General features: G+C 67.5%; 14 protein-coding genes. 10 read left to right on the top strand and 4 right to left on the bottom strand.

Annotated elements, in window-relative coordinates:
* Window positions 1-6: 6 nt before the first annotated feature.
* Window positions 7-804: a MipA/OmpV family protein gene (locus AC07YZ_RS10400; RefSeq protein WP_494794680.1), complete on the bottom strand. Its 798-nt coding sequence runs from the start codon at window positions 802-804 to the stop codon at window positions 7-9.
* 44 nt (window positions 805-848) lie between these two features.
* Window positions 849-1532, bottom strand: a complete 684-nt coding sequence (locus AC07YZ_RS10395) for a TetR/AcrR family transcriptional regulator (RefSeq protein ID WP_226491488.1) — start codon at window positions 1530-1532, stop codon at window positions 849-851.
* Window positions 1533-1620: 88 nt separating this feature from the next.
* Between AC07YZ_RS10395 and AC07YZ_RS10390 the strand changes: the two genes are divergently transcribed.
* The 4 genes from AC07YZ_RS10390 to AC07YZ_RS10375 all read left to right on the top strand — a co-directional run bounded on the left by AC07YZ_RS10390 (window position 1621) and on the right by AC07YZ_RS10375 (window position 8202).
* The gene (locus AC07YZ_RS10390) at window positions 1621-3171 is read left to right on the top strand and encodes an efflux transporter outer membrane subunit (RefSeq protein WP_494794679.1); all 1551 of its coding nucleotides are present in this window, start codon (window positions 1621-1623) and stop codon (window positions 3169-3171) included.
* Complete coding sequence (locus AC07YZ_RS10385; RefSeq protein ID WP_494794678.1) at window positions 3164-4285, top strand: efflux RND transporter periplasmic adaptor subunit; 1122 nt, start codon at window positions 3164-3166, stop codon at window positions 4283-4285. Before AC07YZ_RS10390 ends, AC07YZ_RS10385 begins: the two co-directional genes overlap by 8 nt.
* Entirely contained in the window at window positions 4282-7359 is a 3078-nt protein-coding gene (locus AC07YZ_RS10380) for an efflux RND transporter permease subunit (protein WP_494794677.1), read from the top strand. Before AC07YZ_RS10385 ends, AC07YZ_RS10380 begins: the two co-directional genes overlap by 4 nt.
* Window positions 7360-7464: 105 nt before the next feature.
* Window positions 7465-8202, top strand: coding sequence for a type 1 glutamine amidotransferase (locus AC07YZ_RS10375; protein ID WP_494794676.1), 738 nt, complete (start codon window positions 7465-7467; stop codon window positions 8200-8202).
* Window positions 8203-8216: 14 nt separating this feature from the next.
* Here the strand turns inward: AC07YZ_RS10375 and AC07YZ_RS10370 are convergent, their stop codons facing one another.
* A complete protein-coding gene (locus tag AC07YZ_RS10370; RefSeq protein WP_494794675.1) occupies window positions 8217-8657 on the bottom strand; it encodes an acyl-CoA thioesterase in 441 nt (146 codons plus the stop codon).
* Between the two features lie 36 nt (window positions 8658-8693).
* Here AC07YZ_RS10370 and AC07YZ_RS10365 point away from each other — a divergent pair, with 36 nt between their 5' ends.
* Entirely contained in the window at window positions 8694-10556 is a 1863-nt protein-coding gene (locus AC07YZ_RS10365) for an ABCB family ABC transporter ATP-binding protein/permease (RefSeq protein WP_494794674.1), read from the top strand.
* Window positions 10557-10668: 112 nt separating this feature from the next.
* Here the strand turns inward: AC07YZ_RS10365 and scpC are convergent, their stop codons facing one another.
* Window positions 10669-12219, bottom strand: a complete 1551-nt coding sequence (scpC, locus tag AC07YZ_RS10360) for a succinyl-CoA:acetate CoA-transferase ScpC (RefSeq protein WP_494794673.1) — start codon at window positions 12217-12219, stop codon at window positions 10669-10671.
* A 105-nt stretch (window positions 12220-12324) separates the two neighbouring features.
* Between scpC and AC07YZ_RS10355 the strand changes: the two genes are divergently transcribed.
* From AC07YZ_RS10355 to AC07YZ_RS10335, 5 genes are all read left to right on the top strand, one after another.
* The gene (locus tag AC07YZ_RS10355) at window positions 12325-13251 is read left to right on the top strand and encodes a LysR substrate-binding domain-containing protein (protein WP_494794672.1); all 927 of its coding nucleotides are present in this window, start codon (window positions 12325-12327) and stop codon (window positions 13249-13251) included.
* A 12-nt stretch (window positions 13252-13263) separates the two neighbouring features.
* Window positions 13264-14310: a dihydroorotase gene (pyrC, locus tag AC07YZ_RS10350; protein WP_494794671.1), complete on the top strand. Its 1047-nt coding sequence runs from the start codon at window positions 13264-13266 to the stop codon at window positions 14308-14310.
* Window positions 14307-15077 (top strand): NYN domain-containing protein, encoded by a 771-nt coding sequence (locus AC07YZ_RS10345; RefSeq protein WP_494794670.1) that lies wholly within the window; start codon window positions 14307-14309, stop codon window positions 15075-15077. Before pyrC ends, AC07YZ_RS10345 begins: the two co-directional genes overlap by 4 nt.
* Window positions 15074-15829, top strand: a complete 756-nt coding sequence (locus AC07YZ_RS10340) for a DUF3025 domain-containing protein (protein WP_494794669.1) — start codon at window positions 15074-15076, stop codon at window positions 15827-15829. Before AC07YZ_RS10345 ends, AC07YZ_RS10340 begins: the two co-directional genes overlap by 4 nt.
* Before the next feature lie 75 nt (window positions 15830-15904).
* The gene (locus AC07YZ_RS10335) at window positions 15905-17290 is read left to right on the top strand and encodes a glutamine synthetase family protein (protein WP_494794668.1); all 1386 of its coding nucleotides are present in this window, start codon (window positions 15905-15907) and stop codon (window positions 17288-17290) included.
* Window positions 17291-17342 lie beyond the last annotated feature (52 nt).

Raw genomic sequence — 17342 nt, 5'->3', positions numbered from 1 at the left:
GGCCGATCAGAACCGATAGATGTATCCGACGCTGACCCTCGACTGGCTGGACTTCTCAACCAGCGGGCTGTCCTTGATGGCGTCGCCATATCCCGTGACGCCGAGGTCGAGGAACACGGTGTGTTGGCGCGCAGGGCTGTAGTCGACGCGAAGTCCTGCCTCCACGCCGGTGCTGGAGTCGCCCTGGTAGGCGCTGCGCGTCGCGGTCGCCTCCGAAGCCTTCACGCCGTAGTAGTACTCGACATATTTGCGGTCGTAGAACTCCGCGCCCAGGCGGGGGGTGATCCCGAACGGTCCCATCCCAAAGCGGTGATCCACCTGGAGCTTGAAGCGCGAACCCTTGCTGTTGCCCGAAGCGTCGCCCAGCAGTTCGGCGGAGACGTTCGCGATGTCGTTTTTCCAGATCGCCGCGCCGCCGGCCCAGACGCTGCCCTTGCGTTCGTCCATGCCAGCGAGATAAGGGGAGTCTTCGCTCTCGTATCCGTCGCCCGCGTAGCGCGCCCTCAGCCGGAAGGACAGGGCGGGGGAGGTGTACAGCTTGACATCCACCCGGGGGACACCAACGCTGACCCACTTGTTCTCGAAGTTGAGAATGGGCAGGGGAGTGTTGTCCCTGTCGATGTCGCGATAGGCCTTCTGCACGCTGGCGGCACCCAGGCCCAGCGACCACTGCGACTCGGAGCCGCCTGCGCTTGGGGCGCTCTGGGCCATGGCCACGGACGACCCGCACAGGATGACGCCCAGCGTTGTCGCCGCTGCGCGCGTGGTGCGCACGGTCGCCGTGGTGTGGAAGAAGCGATTCATGATGTGCCTTTTCATTCAAGAGTGGTGGTAAAAGCAGCCGCCGTTCAGGCGGCCGAAGGGGATCGATAGGCCCGAAGAAAGACGTCCACCGCGCGGTCGACGACCTCTGCGATGTGTGCTTCTTCCAATGTGGTTCTGACGTTGAACAGGCCGGCTTCATGCACCTCGGACTGCAGCAGTCCACGGAAATGGCGCGCGACCACGACGGGGTCTGCCTGGCGGAGCTGACCGGAGGCGATGAGGCTGCCGAAGTAGCCCTCCGTGAGCTTCATGGCCCGCACCGGTCCTTGTTCGTAGAACATCCGGCCGATGTCGGGCTTGGCCGCCGCTGCGATCACCATGCGGGCAGCCGCGAAGCGCTGGGGGGTGTGGAAGTGCGTCAGGGCATGCCGCCCGAATGCCTTGAGGGTCTGCTCGATGTCGCGGGTGGGGTCGAGCAGCGAGATGACGTCCATGGCCTCTTTGGGCAGCTCCGCTCCCGCGCTCGCGCCGATGCTCTTGTACAGAAAAGACATCGCGTCGCCACCAAACTCATTGGCCATCCGGCTGATGAGTTCCTGGAACAAGGCTTCCTTGGTGTCGAAGTAGCGATACAGCGTCGCCTTTGAACTCCCGACGCGCGCAGCGATTTCGTCCATCGACGCGCGGTCAAAGCTGACTTCCTGGAAGACTTCCTTCGCCGCGGCCAGGATGGCCTCGCGGCGGGCTTCTGTTTTCACTCTGACCATTTCAATGCTCCTGCTGCTGTGTGGGTCCGCACTGCAAAAGGCTCTTTGCAATGCGGCTTGATTCAATACGATACTTTGAGGTATCGTTATGTTTTTCGAAACTATACCGTTTCGTTTTGTCATGGTCAAGATTCTTTTCCTTCATCCCGACATGTCTGAGAATCACCGATCCCGTTGCGGGCCCCCGCCTTTGGCGCTGTTCCTGGCCACCGCAGTCCTCGCATCCAGTGGCTGCGCGCTTCAGGGGGCGTACAAGTCACCGAACCGGCACGGCGTGGCGCCCGCGGCGTGGTCTGTTGGAGCGGGGACCGTGGATGTCCCCGGACGCTCGCCGACCGAACGGTGGTGGTCCGAATTGCACGACCCCGCGATCGACCGTCTCGTGGAGGTGGCGCTTGCCGATGGTCCGACGCTGGCAGAGGCCGTCGCCCGCGTTGACGAAGCACAAGCCCTGTTGCGTGCGAAATCGGCGCAATCCACGCCGACCGTTGGCGCGAGTGCAGACGTCATCCGTGCCCGGCAACAGAACACCTCCAGCGCGGCGACGGAACCGACTCTGCTGGTCACGGCGGTCTCGCCGGGCCTGAGCTTCAGCTGGGAGGTCGATCTCTTCGGGCGAATACGCCAGTCGGTCGAGGCCGCCCGCAGCCGGATCGACGCCCGAACGCTCGACGCGGCGGCGATTCGCCTGAGTCTTGCGGCCGACGTCGCCAGTGGAGTGCTCGCCTTGCGCGCCTGTCAAAGCGCTCAGTCCGTGTTGACCGCGGACATCGCATCCCGAGAGCGCAGCCTGGCGCTGACGCGACGCCGATGGGCCGCAGGGTTCGCCACGGCGGCTGACGAGACGCGCGAGCGCATCGGGTTGGCGTCGGCACGCACCACCTGGTTCAGCCGGCAGGAGCAGTGCGCGCTCCAAACGAATGCCCTGGTCGCGCTGACGGGCCAGGACAGCAGCACCATCCGGGCCCTCGCCGCACCCAGCGACGAAAAGACGCTGACCGACCCGACGCTGGGATTCGTGCCCACGGTCCCGGGCGCTGTGGCCGAGCTTCCCGCTGAAGTCCTCAGCCGGCATCCGGCGATCCTCTCTGCCCAGCGGGAGGCGCAGGCCGCCTGGGCGGAAATCGGTGTGGCCCGGGCCGAGCGCCAGCCCCATCTGGATGTCGCGGCACTGCTGACCGGCCAGTGGTTGCGTGTGGCCGGTGTCGGCCAGCATCTGACCACCTGGTCGGTCGGACCCACGCTGTCCGGCACCCTGTTCGACGGTGGCGCCGGCGCGGCCAACGTGAGCGCTGCCGAGGCCCGTTACCGCCGTGCGCACGCAGTGCTCCAGCGCACCTTGCGCACCACTGTGCAGGAAGTGGAGAACGCGCTGGCCGAGCAAGTCTCTGCCGAGGCACGCGCCAGTTCGGCCGGCGAAGGCATTGCGGGCGCGCAAGCCCTCCTGGCCAACTCGCAGGCGCGGTGGCGCGCCGGTGCCATCAGCCAGCTCGAACTCGAAGACAACCGACGGCAACTGACTTCCATGCAGGACGCCCTCATCACCGCACGGCGCGACCAGGCGCACTCATGGGTGGCATTGGTCAAGGCCACCGGCGGAGCCGTCACCCTATCTGTCCAGGAACCACCCCATGAATGAACCCCGATCCGAAACGTCGAGCAGCACCCGGCGAAGCCGCATGGTCGCAGCCATTCTGGCCACCGCAGTTGTCGCTGGCGGTCTCACCTTCTTCTCTGCTCATACCGCAACCAAACCCGAAGCAACTCAGGCGCCACCGCCTGCAACCGCGATGGTGGCCAACGTGGCCCCGGCCGCGGAAGTCCGCTGGCCGGTTGCGTTGCAGGCGATGGGACCCATCGCTCCCTGGCAGGAGGCGTCGATCGGCGCCCAGGTCGCAGGCCTGCGACTGGCCGAGATCAAGGCCGATATCGGCGACCGTGTCCGGCGTGGCCAACTCCTGGCACGCTTTGACCGCGCAGCGCTGGAAATCGAACAGGCTCGGCTACAGGCCCAGTGGCGACAGGCCGAGACCAACCGCGGGCGCGCCCTTCAACTCGAAGGAACCGGTGGCATCAGCGAGCAGGAGCTCCTGCAGCATGTGACGCAAGCGGACGTTGCCAAGGCGCAGCTGCAATCCGTTCAGCTGCAGATTCGCCAGACCGACGTGGTCGCGCCGGACGACGGCGTCGTCAGCGCGCGCAGCGCCACCCTCGGTTCTGTGGCCACGTCCGGGCAGGAACTCTTTCGCCTCATCCGGAAAGACCGCCTGGAATGGCGAGGCGAGCTGACCGCGGAGCAGCTGGGGCACGTCCGGCAGGGTCAGCGGGTCCGGCTCGCCTTGCCGGGCAGCGGTTCCGCCACGGCCACCGTTCGCCAGGTGGCGCCGACGCTGCAAGCGCAAAATCGTTTGGGGATCGTGCTGGCCGACATCGATGCCGGTAGCCACGCGCGCGCCGGCATGTATGCCCAAGGCGTCGTGGAATTGGCGGAGAGTCGCGCGGTCATCGTCCCGGCCAACAGCATCGTGCTTCGCGACGGTCGCAGCTACGTGATGACCCTGACCGATGACAGCCGGGTGCAGGAGCGCCGTGTCGAGGTCGGGCGCCGTCGTGGTGTCATGGCTGAGATCCTGTCCGGTCTGGAGGCTGGTGAACGGGTGATCACGCAAGGGGCCGGCTTCTTCAATGAGGGGGACACCGTCCGTGCCGTTCCGGCGGCGGGCGAATCGGCCAAGGGGAAGGGCCGGTCATGAACTTCGCCACGTGGTCCATTCGAAACCCGGCACCCGCCATTCTGTTGTTCATCTTCCTGACACTGGTCGGGCTCTACAGCTTTCAGCAACTCCCGGTCGCCAATCTGCCGGACATGGACGTGCCGACCGTCACGGTCAGTCTGAGTCAGCCCGGCGCGGCGCCCGTCCAACTCGAAACGGAGGTCGCACGCAAGGTCGAAAACTCCCTGGCGACGCTCTCCGGCCTCAAGCACATCAAGACCTCGATCACCGACGGTCAGGTCCAGATCCGGGTTGAGTTCGTTCTTGACAAAGGCGTCTCGGACGCCCTGATCGAGACCAAGGACGCGGTCGACCGCGTGCGCTCCGATCTGCCGAGTGATCTGTTGCAGCCCACGGTCAGTGCCGTGCGCGCGGGGAGCGATCCTCTGTTGATCTATGCCGTGTCATCCCCCCGAATGGATGAGGAGGCGCTGTCGTGGTTCGTCGACGACGTTGTCAGCAAGGCCGTGATGAGCGTGCCCGGCATCGGGCGGTTCGAGAGAACGGGCGGGGTGCAGCGACAGGTGCGCGTGGAAGTGGATCCGGTCCGGCTCACGTCCCTGGGGACCACGGCCGTCGATGTGTCGAAGGCCCTGCGCGCGGTCCAGCAGGAGGCCTCGGGAGGGCGCGCCCAGCTGGGCAAAGGTGAACAGGCGCTGCGCACGACCGCCACCGTCGCACAGACCGACGCGTTGCGCAGCCTGCCCATCGTGACCAGCGATGGGCGGCGTATCGGCCTGGACCAAGTCGGGGAGGTGGTGGACACCCATGCCGAACGCATGCAGATCACCCTGCTCGACGGGAAACCGGTCGTCGGGTTCAGGATCTACCGTGCGGCCGGATTCGATGAGGTGCAAGTCGCCGAGAGCGTGGAGGCCGCAGTGGGTCGACTCCATGCCACCCATGGCTCGCTGGCATTCACCAAGGTCGCCGGCTCGATCGAGGGCACACGTGAGCAGTTCGATGGTTCCATGCGCATGTTGTACGAAGGCGCGCTGCTGGCGATGCTGGTCGTCTGGTGGTTTCTGAGGGACTGGCGTGCCACGGTGATCTCGGCATCGGCGCTGCCTTTGTCGATCCTTCCGACGTTCGCCGCCATGCATTTTCTGGGCTACTCGCTCAACACGCTCACGCTGCTGGCGCTGGCCGTGATCGTCGGCATCCTGGTCGATGATGCGATCGTCGAGATCGAGAACATCGAGCGGCATCGGCGCATGGGCAAGCCCATCATGCAGGCGGTGGGCGATGCGGTGACCGAGATCGCCACGGCCGTCATCGCCACCACCATGACGCTGGTCGTGGTCTTTCTTCCCACCGCCATGATGGGCGGCATCGCAGGCAGGTTCTTCCAGCAATTCGGCTGGACATCTGTGGTGGCCGTGCTGTCTTCCTTGCTGGTCGCGCGGCTTCTGACGCCCATGATGGCGGCATACCTGCTCAAGGATGGCCAACCAGGCCACGAGGAAGCGGCGCCCACGCGCGACTCGCGACTGATGCGCACCTACCTGTCGTGGGCCAGATGGTGCCTGGCCCACCGTCGCACCACGCTCGTGGCCTGCATGGCGATCTTTGCGGCGTCGCTCGCGCTGATTCCGCTGATGGACAAGGGTCTGATTCCTCCGCCCAACAGTGGGTACAGCAATGTCAGCATCGAGTTGCCTCCTGGCAGCGGTATTGACGGCACTGTTGCGGTGGCGGAAACGGCACGCGTGGCCTTGCTGGACATCCCGGGCATCAAGCGGGTGATGACCAGCGTGGGCGGAGGGGCGGAACAAGCCGCGAACGTGCGTCGCGCCACCCTTACGCTGGTCCTGGGACCACGTGGCGAGCGACCCGATCAGACGGTCATCGAGGCCCGCGTGCGCGAGGCGCTGGCCGATGTTCCCGGTGCCCGCTTTTCGCTCGGTGCCGGGGGACCTGGCAAGAAGATGTCCTTGATCCTGGCCAGCGACGCTCCTGAGGCGCTGAAAACCACCGCCAGAGCGTTGGAGCGCCAATTGAGAACCATCCACGGGCTGGGCAACGTGACGTCCACGGCGACGCTGGAGCGACCGGAGATTGTGGTTCGTCCGGACGTTCAGCAAGCGGCGATGCACGGTGTGACCACATCAGCCATCGCAGAAACGGCGCGCATCGCCACCACCGGTGATTTCGATGCCCGACTGGCGAAGCTCGATCTGGATCGCCGCCAACTGGGCATCCTCGTGCGCGTTGCGGACGCCGATCGCCAGGACCTGGACGCCATCAACGCTTTGCGCGTGCCTGGACGAGACGGCCTCGTGCCGCTGGCCAGCGTCGCGCAGCTGTCCGTGGAAAGCGGTCCGTCCGAGATCGAGCGCTACGACCGGCGGCGTTACGCCACGGTCACCGCCGATCTCGGCGGCATGTCGCTGGGCGCGGCGCTCGAAGCGGCCAAGGCCTTGCCCGCCGTGGCCTTGATGCCCGCCAGTGTCGAGCTGGTCGAGACGGGGGATGCGGAGATCATGGCGGAGCTGATGGGCGGGTTCGGCCTGGCGATTGTCGTGGGCTTGTTCTGCGTCTATGGAGTGCTCGTGCTGCTGTTCCACGATTTCTTTCAACCGCTGACCATCCTCTCGGCAGTGCCGCTGTCGCTCGGTGGCGCGTTCGTCGCGCTGCTGGCGACCGGCAGCATGTTGAGCCTCCCCTCACTCATCGGTCTGGTCATGCTGATGGGCATCGTCACGAAGAACTCCATCCTGCTGGTGGAGTACGCCGTTCTTGGCATTCGAGAACGTGGACTGTCCGTGCAGGATGCGCTGCTGGACGCTTGCCACAAACGCGCCAGGCCGATCGTGATGACCACCATCGCCATGGTGGCCGGCATGGCCCCGATCGCGATAGGGCTGGGGGCCGATGCGAGCTTTCGCCAGCCGATGGCGGTGGCGGTCATCGGCGGGCTCGTCACATCGACGGCGCTGAGTCTGCTGGTGGTGCCTGTTGCATTCACCTATGTGGCCGGCGTGGAACGCCGTGTGCGGGGCTGGTTCGGGCGCAAAGGGAATCGGCAAACCTTCGTCCCTCGCAGCCCATGAACGGGCTTGGTCGGGAGCGGCGCAACGATCCATCCGTCGGCGGCCTCCGCCATTCACACCCAATTGGTCCCCCACACAAGCCCTTGCCAGCCCATCATCGGCACCATGAACGCTCCCCCGAACGACGGCACCGAGGTGCTGGTGCTGCAGCACCTGGACGAAGACGGCCCAGGTTATCTTGGCCAGTGGCTCGACGGGCAGGGCGTGCGCTGGCAGGTGCGCTGTGCCGAAGCCGGCGAGGCCTATCCGGCGTCGGTGCGGGGTTTGAAGGGGCTGGCGGTGCTGGGCGGCGCCTGGAGCGCCAACGACGAACGCCCCACGCTGCGCCAGGCCGAAGCCCTGATCCGCGAGGCCGATGCGCTGGGCATTCCCGTCATCGGCCATTGTCTGGGTGGCCAGCTCATGGCGCGGGCGTTCGGTGGTCGCGTCGAGACGCTGAAGCAGCCCGAGATCGGCTGGCTGCCGATCCGGCACAACGGCAGCGCGACCGCGCGTGAATGGTTCGGCGACACATCCGAGGCCACGGTCTACCAGTGGCACCACGACGGCTTCGTCGAGCTGCCGCCCGGGGCCGAGCTGATCGCCGGTTCACCCGCCTGCGCCCACCAGGCCTTTGCCCTGCGGCAACACCTGGCGATGCAGTTCCACATCGAGATCACGCCGGCCAAGATCGCCGACTGGCTGGAACACCCGGGCCAGGCCTATCCGGTGCAGGTGCTGCTGCACCGCGACAGCGTGCAGGACCCGGCCGGCATGCACGCCGCCACGGCCCGGCACCAGGCGGGCAGTGAAGCGCTGGCCCGGCGCATCTACGAGACCTGGCGCGCCCGCTGGCGGGGCTGATTCGGCTCAGACCCTCAAACCACCAGACCCGGAATGTTCAGCCCATCCCTGGGAATCGGCCGCGGCCGGCCGTCGTTGTCGATCGCCACATAGGTCAGGCTGGCCTCGGTCACTTTCACGTACTGGCCCTGGGCCGAGAAACGTTCGGCGAACACCTCCACCTGCACCGTGATGGACGTGTTGCCCACGCGCGTGACGTGCGAGAAGAAGCTCAGGATGTCGCCCACGCGCACCGGCTGCTTGAAGATGAACTGGTTCACCGCGACGGTCGCCATGCGGCCACGCACGTAGCGCGCCGGCAGCACGGCACCGGCCAGGTCGACCTGGGCCATGACCCAGCCGCCAAAAATGTCGCCGTTGCCATTGGTGTCGGCCGGCATGGGAATCACCTTGAGCACCAGTTCGCGGTCTTGGGGCAGGGGGGTTTGTGGGCGGGGGCTTGATTCGCTGGACATGGGCACAATCTCCGGATAGTTGTCCGATTGTCCCGCATGCGCCACGCCCATTCCTCCCAAGCCACCATTCCCCTGCCGGCCAGCGTGCCCCCCGCGGGCGCGCCCGCGGCGCGCCGTTCCGACTGGGCCACGCTGGCGCGCCTGCTGCCTTATTTGTGGCAGTACAAATGGCGCGTCGTGCTGGCGCTGGGCTTCATGGTGGGCGCCAAGGTGGCCAACGTGAGCGTGCCGCTGCTGCTCAAGGAGCTGGTGGACGCGATGACCATCCGGCCGGGCAGTGTGGAGTCGATGCTGGTGGTGCCGCTGGGCCTGCTGTTGGCCTACGGCGGGCTGCGCCTGTCCACCACGCTGTTCACCGAGCTGCGCGAGCTGGTGTTCGCCAAGGCCACCGAAGGCGCCACGCGCAGCATCGCGCTGCAGGTGTTCGGCCACCTGCATGCGCTGTCCCTGCGCTTTCACCTGGAGCGCCAGACCGGCGGCATGACGCGCGACATCGAGCGCGGCACGCGCGGCGTGCAGTCGCTCATTTCGTACTCGCTCTACAGCATTTTTCCCACGCTGATCGAGGTGGTGATGGTGCTCGCGCTGCTGGGCACCAAGTTCGACATGGGTTATGTCTGGATCACCCTGGTGGCGCTGGTGCTGTACGTCACCTTCACCGTGACCGTGACCGAGTGGCGCACGAAGTTCCGGCGCCAGATGAACGAGCTGGAGTCGGTGAGCCAGACGCGCGCCATCGACTCGCTGCTGAACTACGAGACCGTCAAATACTTCAACAACGAGGCTTTCGAGGCGAGCCGCTACGACGAGGCGCTGGAGAAGCTGCGCCGCGCCCGCATCAAGAGCCAGACCACGCTGTCGCTGCTCAACGCTGGGCAGCAGTTGGTGATCGCCATCGCGCTGGTGCTCATGCTCTGGCGCGCCACCCAGGGCGTGGCCGAAGGGCACATGACGCTGGGCGATCTGGTCATGGTCAACGCCTTCATGATCCAGCTCTACATCCCGCTGGGTTTCCTGGGCGTGCTCTACCGCGAGATCAAGCAGAGCCTGACCGACCTGGACAAGATGTTCGTGCTGCTGGAGAAAGAGCGCGAGATCGCCGACGAGCCGGACGCCCAGCCGCTGCAGCTCGCCGGTGCGCCGTCGGTGAAGTTCGAGAACGTGCGCTTCTCGTACGAGCCGGCGCGCGAGATCCTGCACGGCATCAGCTTCGAGATCCCGGCCGGCAAGACGGTGGCCGTGGTCGGGCCGTCGGGCTCGGGCAAGAGCACGCTGGCGCGGCTGTTGTACCGCTTCTACGACGTGACGAACCACGAGGCGGGGGGGCCGCACGGCGGTGGCCGCATCACCATCGACGGCCAGGACATCCGGCAGGTGACGCAGTCCAGCGTGCGCCAGGCCATCGGCATCGTGCCGCAGGACACGGTGCTGTTCAACGACACCATCGAATACAACATCCTCTACGGCCGGCCCGACGCGGGCCACGACGCGGCGGTGGCGGCCGCCCAGGCCGCGCACATCCACAGCTTCATCCAGCGCCTGCCGCTGGGTTACGCCACCATGGTCGGCGAGCGTGGCCTGAAGCTCTCGGGCGGCGAAAAGCAGCGCGTGGCGATTGCGCGCACGCTGCTGAAGAACCCGCCCATCGTGATTTTCGACGAGGCCACCTCGGCACTGGACTCGGCCAACGAGCGTGCGATCCAGGCCGAACTGAAGAGCGCCGCGCGCAACAAGACCACGCTGGTGATCGCGCACCGGCTGTCCACGGTGGTGGACGCGCACGAGATCCTGGTGCTGGTGAACGGCGAGATCGTGGAGCGCGGCACGCACGCCCGGCTCATCGCCCTCGGCGGGGTCTATGCGGGGATGTGGGCGTTGCAGCAGTCCGGGACGGACTGATCCCGCGTCATCGTTGGTTTGTGGGCTTTCGTGACGTGCCGGGTCTCGGCCCGGCGGCCGTGCTTTTACCCCCTCTCCCGCCAGCGGGAGAGGGTTGGGGTGAGGGTGGCGCTCAGACCGCCAGCATCTTCCCCGTCCGCTCATACCGGCTGTGCCAGGACAGCGCCTCGTCCAGCAGATGCGGCGTGTGCAGGCCGCCGTGCCCGGCGCGGGCGTTGGCCTCGCTGCGTTCCACGTAGTCCAGCAACGCGGGCCTGAAGTCCGGGTGGGCGCAGCGCTCGATGATCAGGCGTGAGCGCTGGCGCGGCGAAAGGCCGCGCAGGTCGGCCAGGCCTTGTTCGGTCACGATGATCTGCACGTCGTGTTCGGTGTGGTCCACGTGGCTGACCATGGGCACGATGCAGCTGATGCTGCCGCCCTTGGCGGTGGACGGCGTCATGAACACCGAGAGGTAGGCGTTGCGCGCGAAGTCGCCCGAGCCGCCGATGCCGTTCATGATGCGCGTGCCCATCACGTGCGTGGAGTTCACGTTGCCGTAGAGGTCGGCCTCGATCATGCCGTTCATGGCGATCAGCCCCAGGCGGCGAATCACCTCGGGGTGGTTGCTGATCTCCTGCGGCCGCAGCACGATGCGCTCGCGGTAGAAGTCCAGGTTCTCCACGAATTCCTGCATCACCGGCGCCGAGAGCGAGATGGCGGTGGACGAGGCCATGCGCATCTTGCCGGACTTGAGCAGGGCCAGCATGCCGTCCTGCAGCACCTCGGTGTAGCCCTGCAGGTCGTTGAACGGGCCCTCGTTCAGGCTCTCCATCACCGCGTTGGCGATGTTGCCCACGCCCGACTGCAGCGGCAGCAGCTCGGGCGGCAGCCGGCCTTGTTTCACTTCGTCCTGCAGGAAGGCCATCAGGTGGCCGGCGATGCGCTTCGAAGCCTCGTCGGGCGCCGAGAAGCGGGTGTCGCGGTCGGGCAGATGCGTCTCGACGATGGCGACGATCTTGCCCGGGTCGCAGCGCAGGTAGGGCTCGCCGATGCGCTCGCCCGCGTGCGTCATCGGGATCGGCTTGCGGTGCGGCGGGCGCTCGGTGCCGTAGTAGATGTCGTGCATGCCTTCCAGCCCCAGGCTGTGGCCGTGGTTGACCTCCAGGATCACCTTGTCGGCCTGGTCCAGCCAGGTCTTGTTGTTGCCCACCGAGGTGGCGGGGATCAGGCGGCCGTCTTCCAGGATGCCCGCCACCTCGATCACCGCCACGTTGAGCTGGCCCAGGAAGCCGAACCACACGTACTGCGCCACGTGCGAGAGGTGGATGTCGATGTAGGCCATCTCGCCGTCGTTGATGCGCGCGCGGCAGGTCGGGTCGGACTGGTAGGGCAGGCGCATGTCCATGCCGCCGACCTTGGCGAGCGCGCCGTCCAGCTCGGGCGCGGTGGAGGCGCCGGTCCAGACGCCGATGCGGAATTCTCTGCCGGCGTCGTGGTGCGCCTGGATGTGGCGGGCCAGCGCCAGCGGAATCGCTTTCGGGTAGCCGGCGCCGGTGAAACCGCTCATGCCGACGTGGTCGCCGTGCTGGATGAGGGCGGCGGCCGCCTCGGCCGACATGATCTTCTGGCGCAGGCCGGCGTGGGCGATGCGGGACGGGCTGATGGGGGGCGGATTCTGGGTCATGGGGTGGTGTTAGGGTTAACCCTAGGTTTTGCTATCGTAACGGATGCCCGTGTCGGCAAAGCGCCAAAAAGCACCGTTTTTGACGGGCGCGCATAATCCGCCGCCATGGAAACCAAGTGGCTGGAAGACTTTGTGAGCCTGGCTGAAACCCGCAGCTTCAGCCGTTCGGCGCAGCTGCGCCACGTCACCCAGCCCGCGTTCTCGCGCCGTATCCAGTCGCTCGAGGCCTGGGCCGGCACCGATCTGGTGGACCGCTCCTCGTACCCCACGCGCCTCACGCCCGCGGGCAAGACCCTGTACGAGCAGTCGCTGGAGATGCTGCAGGCGCTGCAGAGCACGCGCGCCATGCTGCGCGCCCACACCGCGGCGGCGCAGGACGTGATCGAGTTCGCCGTGCCGCACACGCTGGCCTTCACCTTCTTCCCCTCCTGGCTCTCGGGTCTGCGCGAAACCTGCGGGCCGATCAAGAGCCGCCTGATCGCGCTCAACGTGCACGACGCGGTGATGCGCCTGGTGGAGGGCAGCTGCGACCTGCTGATCGCCTACGACCACCTGGCGCAGCCGCTCCAGCTCGACGCCGAGCGCTACGAAATGCTGCCCCTGGGGCGCGAACTGCTCGCGCCCTACGTGCGACCCAACGAACAGGGCGGGCCGCTCTATGCCCTGCCGGGCACCGTGGGGCAGCCCCAGCCCTACCTGGCCTACGCGCCGGGCGCCTACCTCGGCCGGGCGGTGGACCAGATGCTCAAGCAGAGCAAGACCCCGGTGCACCTGGACCGGGTCTATGAAACCGACATGGCCGAGGGCCTCAAGGCGATGGCGCTGGAAGGCCACGGCATCGCCTTTCTGCCCTCCAGCGCGGTGCGCAAGGAAGTGCGGGCGAAAAAGCTGGTGTCCGCCGGCGGCGGGCTGGAGACCGAGCTGGACATCCGCCTCTACCGCGCCCGCACGCTCGACCCGCAGAAGGGCAAACGGGCGGTGCAGCAGTTCTGGAACCGCCTGAGCGAAACCCTGGTCCGCCCACCGGTTTGAGACAATCGGGGCATGAACGCCACAGCCCCCACCGCCACCCTGACCCTCACCCGCCCGGACGACTGGCACCTGCATGTGCGCGACGGTGAGGCGCTGCGCACCGTGGTGCCGCACACGGCGGCCCAGTTCGGTCGCGCGATCATCATGCCCAACCTCAAGCCGCCGGTGACCACCGCGGCGCAGGCCCTGGCCTATGCCGAGCGCATCCGCGCCGCCGTGCCCGCGGGCATGGCCTTCGAGCCGCTGATGACGCTGTACCTCACCGACAAGCTGCCGCCCGACGAGATCGCCCGCGCCAAAGACGCCGGCGTGGTCGCCGTCAAGCTCTACCCGGCCGGCGCCACCACCAACAGCGACGCCGGCGTGACCGACATCCGCAAGACCTACCCCACGCTGGAAGCCATGCAGCGCGCCGGCATGCCGTTGCTGGTGCACGGCGAAGTCACCAGCCCCGAGATCGATCTGTTCGACCGCGAAGCCGTGTTCATCGACCAGCAACTGATCCCGCTGCGCCGCGACTTCCCCGAACTCAAGATCGTGATGGAACACATCACCACGAAGGAAGCCGCGCAGTACGTGGCCGAAGCCGGCCGCTTCACCGCCGCCACGCTCACCGCGCACCACCTGCTGTTCAACCGCAACGCCATCTTCACCGGCGGCATCCGCCCGCACTACTACTGCCTGCCGGTCCTGAAGCGCGAAACCCACCGCCTGGCCCTGCTGGCCGCGGCCACCAGCGGCAGCGACCGCTTCTTCCTGGGCACCGACAGCGCGCCCCACCCGGCCCACCTGAAAGAACACGCCACCGGCTGCGCCGGCTGCTACACCGCGCACGCCGCCATCGAGATGTACGCCGAAGCCTTCGACAACGCCGGTGCGCTCCACCAGCTCGAAGCCTTCGCCAGCTTCCACGGCCCGGCGTTCTACGGCCTGCCGCGCAACACAGGCACCATCACCCTGAAGCGCGAGAACTGGACGCCGCCTGAGAGCTTCGCCTTCGGCGAAGCCGAGCTCAAGCCGCTGCGCTCGGGCGAGGCCCTGCCCTGGAGGCTGGTGTGAGCGCGCGCGAGGCGCTGCGCGCCGAACCGCACATCGCCTTGCTGATCGATGCCGACAACTCGCCCGCGGCCAAGATCGACGTGATCCTGACCGAGCTCTCCACCTTCGGCGTGACCAATGTGCGGCGCGCCTACGGCAACTGGAAGAAGAGCGAACTCAAAGGCTGGGAAGAGAAGCTGCACGAACACGCGATCCGGCCCATGCAGCAGTTCGACTACTCCAAGGGCAAGAACGCCAGCGACATGGCGATGGTGATCGACGCGCTGGAACTGCTCTACACCGACCGCCCCGACGCCTTTGGCATCGTGTCCTCGGACGCCGACTTCACCCCGCTGGTGATGCACTTGCGTGCCAAAGGCGCCGCGGTGTACGGGTTCGGTGCGCAAAAGACGCCCGAGCCCTTCGTGAACGCCTGCTCGCGTTTCCTCTACCTCGACAAACTCGGCACCGACGTGGCCGCCGAGACGGACGAGGCGGTGCCGATGGCGCCGCTGCGGGTGCCTACGGCCCAGCTCAAGCAGGACGCCCGGCTGGTCGGTCTGCTGCGCAACGCGGTGCAGGCGGCGGCCGACGAGACCGGCTGGGCGCGCGTGGGCGCGGTGGGGCAGCAGATCGGCAACCAGGCCTCGTTCGACTCCCGCAACTACGGCTACTCCACGCTGACCAAACTGCTGGCGGCTTCGCAGCTGTTCGAGCTGGCCCACGAAGGCACCTCCCAGGTCGCGGTGCGCGACAAGCGGCAAGGCAAGGCGGCCCGCGCCGGATGAACCCCGGGCTGGCCCACATCGACTGGCGGGCGCCCTGGCTGGCGCCGTGCCGGGCGCTGGGCGAACCCCTGGCGCAGCAGGTGGTCACCGGGCACTGTGGCCGCGCGGCGCTCAACGTGGCCGGCGCGGCCCCGGTGCGTTTCGTGCCCCAGGCCGATCTGCCCCCCGGTATGGCCTACGAGCAGTTCATCCACGACACCGGCTGCGTGCCCACGCGCGACGGCCTGCACGACTTCTTCAACGGCCTGTGCTGGATGTGTTTCCCGCGCACCAAGCGCCTGCTCAACCGCTTGCAGGCGGCCGAGATCCAGGCCGCTGGCGTGGGCCCGGTGCGCGGGCCGGTGCGCGACGCCCTGACCCTGTTCGACGAAAACGCCGCGCTGCTGCAGGCGCCCGATGCGCTCTGGGACGCACTGCTGGCGCGCGACTGGCAGCGCCTGTTCGTCGACCTGCGGCCGCTCTGGGCGCAGGCGCGGCTGGACCTGTTCGGCCACGCCCTGCTGGAAAAACTGGTGGCGCCCTACAAGTCCATCACCGCCCACGTCTACCGCGCGCCCGTGCCCATCGAGCTGGGCGGCGACACGGCCGGCTGGGACGCCTGGCTGGCGGGCCGCCTGAGCGCCGCCGAACTGGGCACCAAGCCCTTCACGCCGCTGCCGGTGCTGGGCGTGCCCGGCTGGTGGCCCGCGAACGAAGACCCCGCGTTCTACACCGATGCCACCGTGTTCCGGCCCGCGCGCGTGAGCGCCTGACCCCCTGACCCCCTTCGCTGACACCCCTTCACCGTCCGGCGACGGCCTCGCAACACCATCCCTTGCAGCAACCCCATGACCTTGCCCGCTTCGCCCTCGTGGTCCCATCTGAACCTGGCGCAGGACGCCGACCGCGCCCAGCTCGCCGCGCACTTCAAGGCCGTCGGCGTGCGCGACGTGGAGTGCCTGTTCGCCGACGTCACCGGCTACCCGCGCGGCAAGCTCATGCCAGCGGCCAGCTTCGCGGCGGGTAGCGAGCTGCGCATCTGCCAGGCCATTCCCATGCAGTGCGTGACGGGCGAATACAGCTACGACCCGATCTTCCCGGACAGCGACCCGGACGTGCGCCTGGTCCCCGATCTGGCCACGCTCAAGCCCGCGCCCTGGGCCAGCGTGCCGCGGTATCTGGCGGTGCACGACTGTTATGAGCTCGACGGCAGCCTGTGCGAGTTCGCGCCGCGCTCGGTGCTCCAGCAGGTGGTGGCGCGGTACCAGGCGCGTGGCCTCAGGCCGGTGATCGCACCCGAGATCGAGTTCTACCTGACCGCCGCGATGACCGACCCGGCCCAGCCCCTGACCTACCCGGTGGGCCGGGGCGGCCGGCCCGAAGTGGGGCAGTCGGCCTTCAGCTTGAACCAGCTCAACGAGCTGGCGCCGTTCTGGGACGCCTTGCACGCCGCCATCGACGGCCTGGGCATCCGCGCCGACACCTGGCTGCACGAGGTGGGCCAGAGCCAGTACGAGATCAACCTGCTGCACGGCGACCCGGTGGCCGTGGCCGACCAGGCCTTTCTGTTCAAGACGGCGGCGCGCGAGATCGCGCTGCAGCACGGTCTGAACGCCGTCTTCATGGCCAAGCCCATCAGCGGCCGGGCCGGCAGCTCCATGCACCTGCACCAGAGCGTGGTGGACGCACAGGGCCGCAACATCTTCAGCCAGGCCGACGGTGCGGCCAGCGAAGCCTTTTTCCACTACCTCGGCGGCCTGCAGGCCTACACGCCCGACCTGGCGCTGATCTACGCGCCGTCGGTCAATGCCTACCGCCGCTACGTGGCGGGCAGCCAGGCGCCGATCAACGTGGCCTGGGGCCACGACAACCGCACCACCGGCCTGCGGGTGCCCGACAGCCCGCCAGCGGCCCGCCGGGTGGAAAACCGCCTGGCCGGTGCCGACGCCAACCCCTACCTGGCGATGGCCGCCACGCTGGCCGCCGGGCTGGCGGGGATCGACGAGCGCCTGCCGCCCAGCGAGCCGGTGCAGGGCAACGGCTACGACCTCGCGCGTGGCCTGCCGCGAACTTTTTCCACCGCCCACGACCAAATGGCGCACAGTGAGCACGCGCCGCGCCTGCTGGGCGAGCGCTTCGTCCGGGGCTATCTGGCGGTGAAAGCGCTGGAGCACGACCACTACCTGAACGAAGTGAGTGCCTGGGAACGGCGTTACCTGCTGCCACAGGCTTGAAATACACCCCGTTCACCCTCACCATGATCTGGCCGTTTTTTCTACCTTCGGA

It is taken from the genome of Hydrogenophaga sp. GW101-3F08, from assembly GCF_059424585.1.
Note: the sequence above shows the minus strand (reverse complement) of the source record. Positions and strands in the feature narration are given on the sequence as shown.

Bases quoted from the DNA above. Each gene is read 5' to 3' on its own strand.
- AC07YZ_RS10395 (WP_226491488.1), bottom strand. From the start codon at position 1,532: ATGGTCAGAGTGAAAACAGAAGCCCGCCGCGAGGCCATCCTGGCCGCG.
- scpC (WP_494794673.1), bottom strand. From the start codon at position 12,219: ATGACCCAGAATCCGCCCCCCATCAGCCCGTCCCGCATCGCCCACGCC.
- AC07YZ_RS10335 (WP_494794668.1), top strand. From the start codon at position 15,905: ATGACCTTGCCCGCTTCGCCCTCGTGGTCCCATCTGAACCTGGCGCAG.
- AC07YZ_RS10375 (WP_494794676.1), top strand. From the start codon at position 7,465: ATGAACGCTCCCCCGAACGACGGCACCGAGGTGCTGGTGCTGCAGCAC.
- AC07YZ_RS10380 (WP_494794677.1), top strand. From the start codon at position 4,282: ATGAACTTCGCCACGTGGTCCATTCGAAACCCGGCACCCGCCATTCTG.
- AC07YZ_RS10370 (WP_494794675.1), bottom strand. From the start codon at position 8,657: ATGTCCAGCGAATCAAGCCCCCGCCCACAAACCCCCCTGCCCCAAGAC.
- AC07YZ_RS10385 (WP_494794678.1), top strand. From the start codon at position 3,164: ATGAATGAACCCCGATCCGAAACGTCGAGCAGCACCCGGCGAAGCCGC.
- AC07YZ_RS10365 (WP_494794674.1), top strand. From the start codon at position 8,694: ATGCGCCACGCCCATTCCTCCCAAGCCACCATTCCCCTGCCGGCCAGC.
- AC07YZ_RS10355 (WP_494794672.1), top strand. From the start codon at position 12,325: ATGGAAACCAAGTGGCTGGAAGACTTTGTGAGCCTGGCTGAAACCCGC.
- AC07YZ_RS10340 (WP_494794669.1), top strand. From the start codon at position 15,074: ATGAACCCCGGGCTGGCCCACATCGACTGGCGGGCGCCCTGGCTGGCG.
- pyrC (WP_494794671.1), top strand. From the start codon at position 13,264: ATGAACGCCACAGCCCCCACCGCCACCCTGACCCTCACCCGCCCGGAC.
- AC07YZ_RS10390 (WP_494794679.1), top strand. From the start codon at position 1,621: ATGTTTTTCGAAACTATACCGTTTCGTTTTGTCATGGTCAAGATTCTT.
- AC07YZ_RS10400 (WP_494794680.1), bottom strand. From the start codon at position 804: ATGAATCGCTTCTTCCACACCACGGCGACCGTGCGCACCACGCGCGCA.